General features: G+C 62.4%; 5 protein-coding genes. 3 read left to right on the forward strand and 2 right to left on the reverse strand.

Annotated elements, in window-relative coordinates:
• Both K8U03_08545 and K8U03_08550 read right to left on the reverse strand, forming a co-directional pair.
• Positions 1-417: hypothetical protein (locus K8U03_08545; GenBank protein ID MCE9604935.1), on the reverse strand; the 417-nt coding region annotated here is incomplete at its 3' end.
• 288 nt (positions 418-705) lie between these two features.
• Positions 706-2,871 carry a prolyl oligopeptidase family serine peptidase gene (locus K8U03_08550; protein ID MCE9604936.1) on the reverse strand — a complete coding sequence of 722 codons (2,166 nt, stop codon included), beginning with the start codon at positions 2,869-2,871 and terminating at the stop codon, positions 706-708.
• Between the two features lie 112 nt (positions 2,872-2,983).
• Here K8U03_08550 and K8U03_08555 point away from each other — a divergent pair, with 112 nt between their 5' ends.
• The 3 genes from K8U03_08555 (at position 2,984) to K8U03_08565 (ending at position 4,928) form a co-directional block, all read left to right on the forward strand.
• The gene (locus K8U03_08555; GenBank protein ID MCE9604937.1) at positions 2,984-3,487 is read left to right on the forward strand and encodes a VOC family protein; all 504 of its coding nucleotides are present in this window, start codon (positions 2,984-2,986) and stop codon (positions 3,485-3,487) included.
• A gap of 141 nt (positions 3,488-3,628) precedes the next feature.
• Positions 3,629-4,393 carry an NAD(P)-dependent oxidoreductase gene (locus K8U03_08560; protein MCE9604938.1) on the forward strand — a complete coding sequence of 255 codons (765 nt, stop codon included), beginning with the start codon at positions 3,629-3,631 and terminating at the stop codon, positions 4,391-4,393.
• A gap of 103 nt (positions 4,394-4,496) precedes the next feature.
• The gene (locus tag K8U03_08565) at positions 4,497-4,928 is read left to right on the forward strand and encodes an NUDIX domain-containing protein (protein ID MCE9604939.1); all 432 of its coding nucleotides are present in this window, start codon (positions 4,497-4,499) and stop codon (positions 4,926-4,928) included.
• Positions 4,929-4,961: the final 33 nt, after the last annotated feature.

A 4,961-nucleotide genomic window follows, 5' to 3' on the forward strand; every position in this document is an offset into this window, starting at 1 on the left:
AATATTCTCGCGAGGAAATATACCGCCATCGTACTTCAGGAAAAAAGCGCCCATCAATCGCGGGCAAAGTAACGCCTCGATCTTTGCATCGTCATCCTGACCTTCAGCAATAGGAGCAACGAGTCGTCTGCCCAGATCCGTAAGACTGACGGTTCCTGAAGAATAATCAATACTGATCAATCCATACGTAACGGCGTCCCGCATAAGGATGAGGGTTTGCCACTCTTCCTCTGCTCTCTCAAACACTATTCTGTCGATTGACGTCGCGACATCTTCAAAAGGGTCCCAAAGTAATGATGCGACTTCGACTGCGGAAGCCAGAGGGTAGCTAGGAAATTCCGCAGGAGCAAATTGCTCGGCGCGGTAAACAGATTTTAAGGTCTGCTTTGGTTTTCTTTTTGCCATATGAAGCTTCATGCGTCGTTGCTTGCAAATGTGAATTTAGTAGCTTATCCGTTCCCAGATTTATTAACAACGAAGGCCTATCCCCACGAGTCAAATGCGCTTGAAATGACGCCATACGATGCCGCTCAGCGACGCCTGACGACGAACCGCGAAAACCCTTCTCCCTCGGGGAGAAGGTGGCCGAAGGCCGGATGAGGGTCGACTTTGCAATCGCCATCCGCACTCCGCCGCGACAGGTACCCTCATCTGTCGGCAGCTGCCGACATCTTCTCCCGGCGGGAGAAGGGTTTTAACTCGTACCTATCCCTTCGCCGGTTTCGTCTTCGCCCCGAGCATTTCCACTTGCTTGAGCTTCTTCTTCGATGCGAGTTCCGCGTAGACGTCCGGAAGGTCAAACGTCTTCAGCGCGTTGGGCGTGAACGACGACAGCGGCCAGGCGTAGATGTCGCTGTCGGCTACGTCGGCGTACGACGTCAGGGCATTCTTGAAAGTCACTTGTGCGACCCGGTCGTCGAGCAGCGCGGCATAGGCGGCCGGGAGGGTGCCGTAGCCGCGGGCTACTAGATGCACTTCTTTGTGCCCGACGTCGGCGAGGAAGTCGAGCGTCGTGAGTAGGTCGTACGTTCGGCCGCCGATGTACGGGCGATCGAGCATGATCGCGTGGCTCGCGTAGAAATAGTCGCAGCCGTAGTGGGTGTCGTAGTTGTTCTCGCCGCACGTGTTCGGCCGGCTATCGCCCAGGCCGCGCACGTCGACGGCATAGAGCGTGCTCTCGGGCTCAGCAGCAAGGAGCTCGCCGAGCCAGGCCTCGCCGCCTTGAGCGTTGCCACCGGGAGCCTTCACGCGGAGCTCAACGTCGCTCGAGTCGTGGGCCACGTAGAGGATGGCCCGATTCGTTTGCCGGGGCGGGCGCGAGAGGTGCCGCTCGGCGATCGGGCGAATCACGACGGCCTGAATGCCGGGCTCGGTCTCGACGTAGTAGGTGGTCGCGTGCGGCAGCGGATAGCCCGTCGCGGCGCGCGGGCGGGGAATGCGGAAGTCGACCGTCTTGCGCCGCTCCGGCAGCTTCAACACGGCCTCGACCGCGGCGCGCAGCGCGGCACCGGCGGGCCGGGCTCTTGCCGGTTTCGCGTATTGAGCCGCGAATTGCTTGGCCGTTTCGCTGGTGAACGAATAGACCGTGCGACTCTCCAGCGCCGCGACCTGCCCCTTCTCGGTGCATTGCAACACGGCCTCGTCTTCGATCGTGAGCTTGGGCTCTTTCGCCGGCGAAGGGCCGAGGCCGGTCGCGCGGTTGAAGCACGAGTACATCGCCTCGCGCGCGTCTTGCGCGTAGCCATGCGGGCCCGGGCCGATGTGCAGGGAGACGTTCTCCTCCGCGCCGAACAACTTATACACGGCCTTCAAGCGCTCGAAGGTTTCGAGCGTGCCGCGCACATCGAAGAAGTCTTTCTCTTGCGCAAGAATCGCGATCGGCTTCGGCGCCATGACGGCGAGAAAGTCGACGTAGTCGAGCCCGTCGGCGAGGATACCGGGAGGGCATTGCTCGGTATCGGCGGGGAGCTCGTTTTCGAGATTGCGGCGGAGCGTAGTGACGAAGCAACTCGGCGCGGCCATCGTCCAGCGCGGCTCGACGGCCGCGAGCCAAGTGGTCATCGTGCCGCCGCCGGAGTTGCCGGTGATGCCGATGTGGCGCGGGTCGACCTCGGGCCGGGTCAGCAGATAGTCGAGCGCGCGCATGGCGTCCCAAGCGCGCCACGAGCCGAAGAACTCGCCGGCGAGGAACTGCGCGTTGCCGACCATGCAATGCTCCGCCACGCCGACGCCGATGCGCGAATGGAGATGTTCGTCGGGGAGTTGCAGGCGTTCCCCTTGGCCGATCGGATCGAAAATAAGGCAGACATAACCTTGCCGCGCGAGCCCTTGCGCAAACGATTGATAAACGGGATAGGCCTTGCCGTTGTGCGAGTGCCCACACGAGCCGATAACGCCCGGCGCTTTGCCCTTGAGACCTTTGGGGAGATAAAGATTCGCGGTGACGTAGAACTTCGGCCGACTCTCGAAGATCACGTTTTCGATCACGTACGCATCGCGCTCGATCGACTTCACGGTGCGCGCGTGGAGCGGAGTGCGCTCGGGCCACGGGCCGAAAGACTTCGCGATCTGCGTGCGGACGTCGGCGATATACGCTTGGGCATCGGCCTGAGTGCGGAGCGCGGCGCGGCGCTCGATGCCCCGCCGTTCGGCATCGCGCATCTGCGTCACGTAGTAGTCGTGAACCATGCGCGGCAAGCGATTGAGCGGAGGGACGACCGGTGCCGGCTTCGCGGGCGGTGGATCGGCGGCGAAGAGCGCGCTCGTCGCAGAGCCGGCAACCAGATTAAGCCAGGGCCCGGCCAGGGCCGCACCGCTCGCGGAGCCGGCGAGGCCGAGAAGTTGTCGACGCGTGAAATCAGGCGTGGGCATGGAGTCGGTCCTGAGAAGCAGTCGTATGGGAAGGCGAGGCGGGATGCCGGCAGAGCGGTTGCAAGCCACGCAGTATGCCGCATCGAATTTGACAATTCCATACGGCAAGTGCATGCCTACCGTACAAGGAAATAAAATCGTTCCCTGTTTGTGGTTCGACGACCAAGGGGAAGCGGCGGCGAAGCTGTATGTCGAGACCTTTCCGAACTCGAAGATCACGGCCATGACGCACTACTGCGGCGCCGGCCAGGAAATCCACGGCCGGCCGACGGGCTCGGTCATGACCGTCTCCTTCGAGCTCGATGGTCAAGCGTTTACCGCGCTCAACGGCGGACCGATGTTCAAGTTCACCGAAGCGGTTTCGCTGCAAGTTATGTGCGACACGCAAACCGAGATCGACCGCTATTGGGACCAGCTCACCGCCGGCGGCGACGAAAACGCGCAGCAATGCGGCTGGCTGAAAGACCGGTTCGGCTTGTCGTGGCAGATCACGCCGAAAATCTTGCCGAAAATGATCACGTCCGGCGAAGCCGAAAAAGCGCAACGCGCGCTGCAAGCGATGCTGGGGATGAAAAAGCTCGACATCGCGGCGCTGCAAAAAGCGTACGACGGATAGAGCGGCAAGCGGCGCTTGCGATTTACAAACGAGCGGCTTCCGAAGCGACGACTTCCGAACGGGTGGCACTTCTCCGCGCGCAGCGCGTCTGATAGATTCGCGAACGATCGGTCGGCCTCTCGTTTTCTGGGATCGCGCTTCATGGATACGCACGCAACGGTTCTCGTGATCGGCTCGGCGGGGCGTATCGGCCGGGCCGTCGTGGCCGAGTTGCTCGCCTGCGGCATGCCGGTGCGTGGGTTCGATCTCGTGCCGACGCCTGGCCTGGCCGATAGCGTCGTCGGGAGCATCACGGATGCCGACGCTTTGCGAGCGGCGATGCGCGATGTCGGCACGTTGATTCATCTGGCCGCCACGCCCGACGACGACGGCGATAACTTTCTCACGCAGTTGTTGCCGAACAACATCGTCGGCGTGTACCACGTTCTGGAAGCGGCCCGCGCGTGCGGTGTGCGGCGGTTGATTCTCGCCAGCAGCGGGCAAGTGAACTGGTATCAACGCCAGTCGGGCCCGCTGCCGGTGCGCGCCGTCGATCCGCCGAGCCCGCGCTATTGGTATGCGGCGACGAAGATGTTTCTGGAGTCGATCGGCCGCGGCTTCGCCGAGACGCACGGCCTGAGCGTGATCGTCGTGCGCCTCGGCTGGTGCCCGCGAACGCCTGAGCAAGTGCAAGAGATTGACGCCTCGGAATGGGCCCAGGATGTGTACCTGAGCCCGGGCGATGCGGGCCGATCCTTCGCTGCGGCGGTGCGTGCGCCGGCGATCCCGTTCGCGATTCTGTACGCCCAAAGCAAGCCGCTCCACCACACGTATCACGACCTCGAACCGACGAAAACACTGCTCGGCTTCGAGCCGAGCGAGAGCTGGCCGGAAGGGATCGAGACGAAGCGAGCCCCCTCGCCGTAACGAGGTGAGTTCGCAAGACGGGGCATCCGCAACATGCGAAGCCCGCGTGGGCAGGCGCTCCTTGATTTCTCAAACAGACATATTCAGCGGAGCGGCCCGGAGCATGAGACAGCAGCGATCACGCGTCTCCGCGTATGCCCTGATTCGCGATGCGAACCGCATCTTGCTTTGCCGGCTCTCGAAGGAAATGACGCGCTGGGAAGGTTGCTGGACGCTGCCCGGCGGCGGGCTGAACTTCGGCGAGAGTCCGGAAGCGGCGATGCTCCGCGAGGTCGAGGAAGAGACCGGCCTGCTGGTCGAAACCCAGTCGATCGCCGCGATCGATTCCCTCTACGACACCTCGGGCAGCGACGACTTTCACGGCATCCGGATCATCTACCACGTGAAAGTCGTAGGGGGATATTTACGGCCTGAGCCCAGCGGCTCAACCGATCTGTGCCAGTGGCACGAACTGGATTCGGTGTTCCAACTCCCCCTCGGCGACTTAGCCGAGACGGGCGTTCGACTTGCCCTGCGAGAATCGACGACGGCCTGACGCAGCTGCGCAAACGCGATCACTCGCTGTCGG

Source organism: Planctomycetia bacterium, from assembly GCA_021413845.1.
Taxonomy (GTDB): domain Bacteria; phylum Planctomycetota; class Planctomycetia; order Pirellulales; family PNKZ01; genus PNKZ01.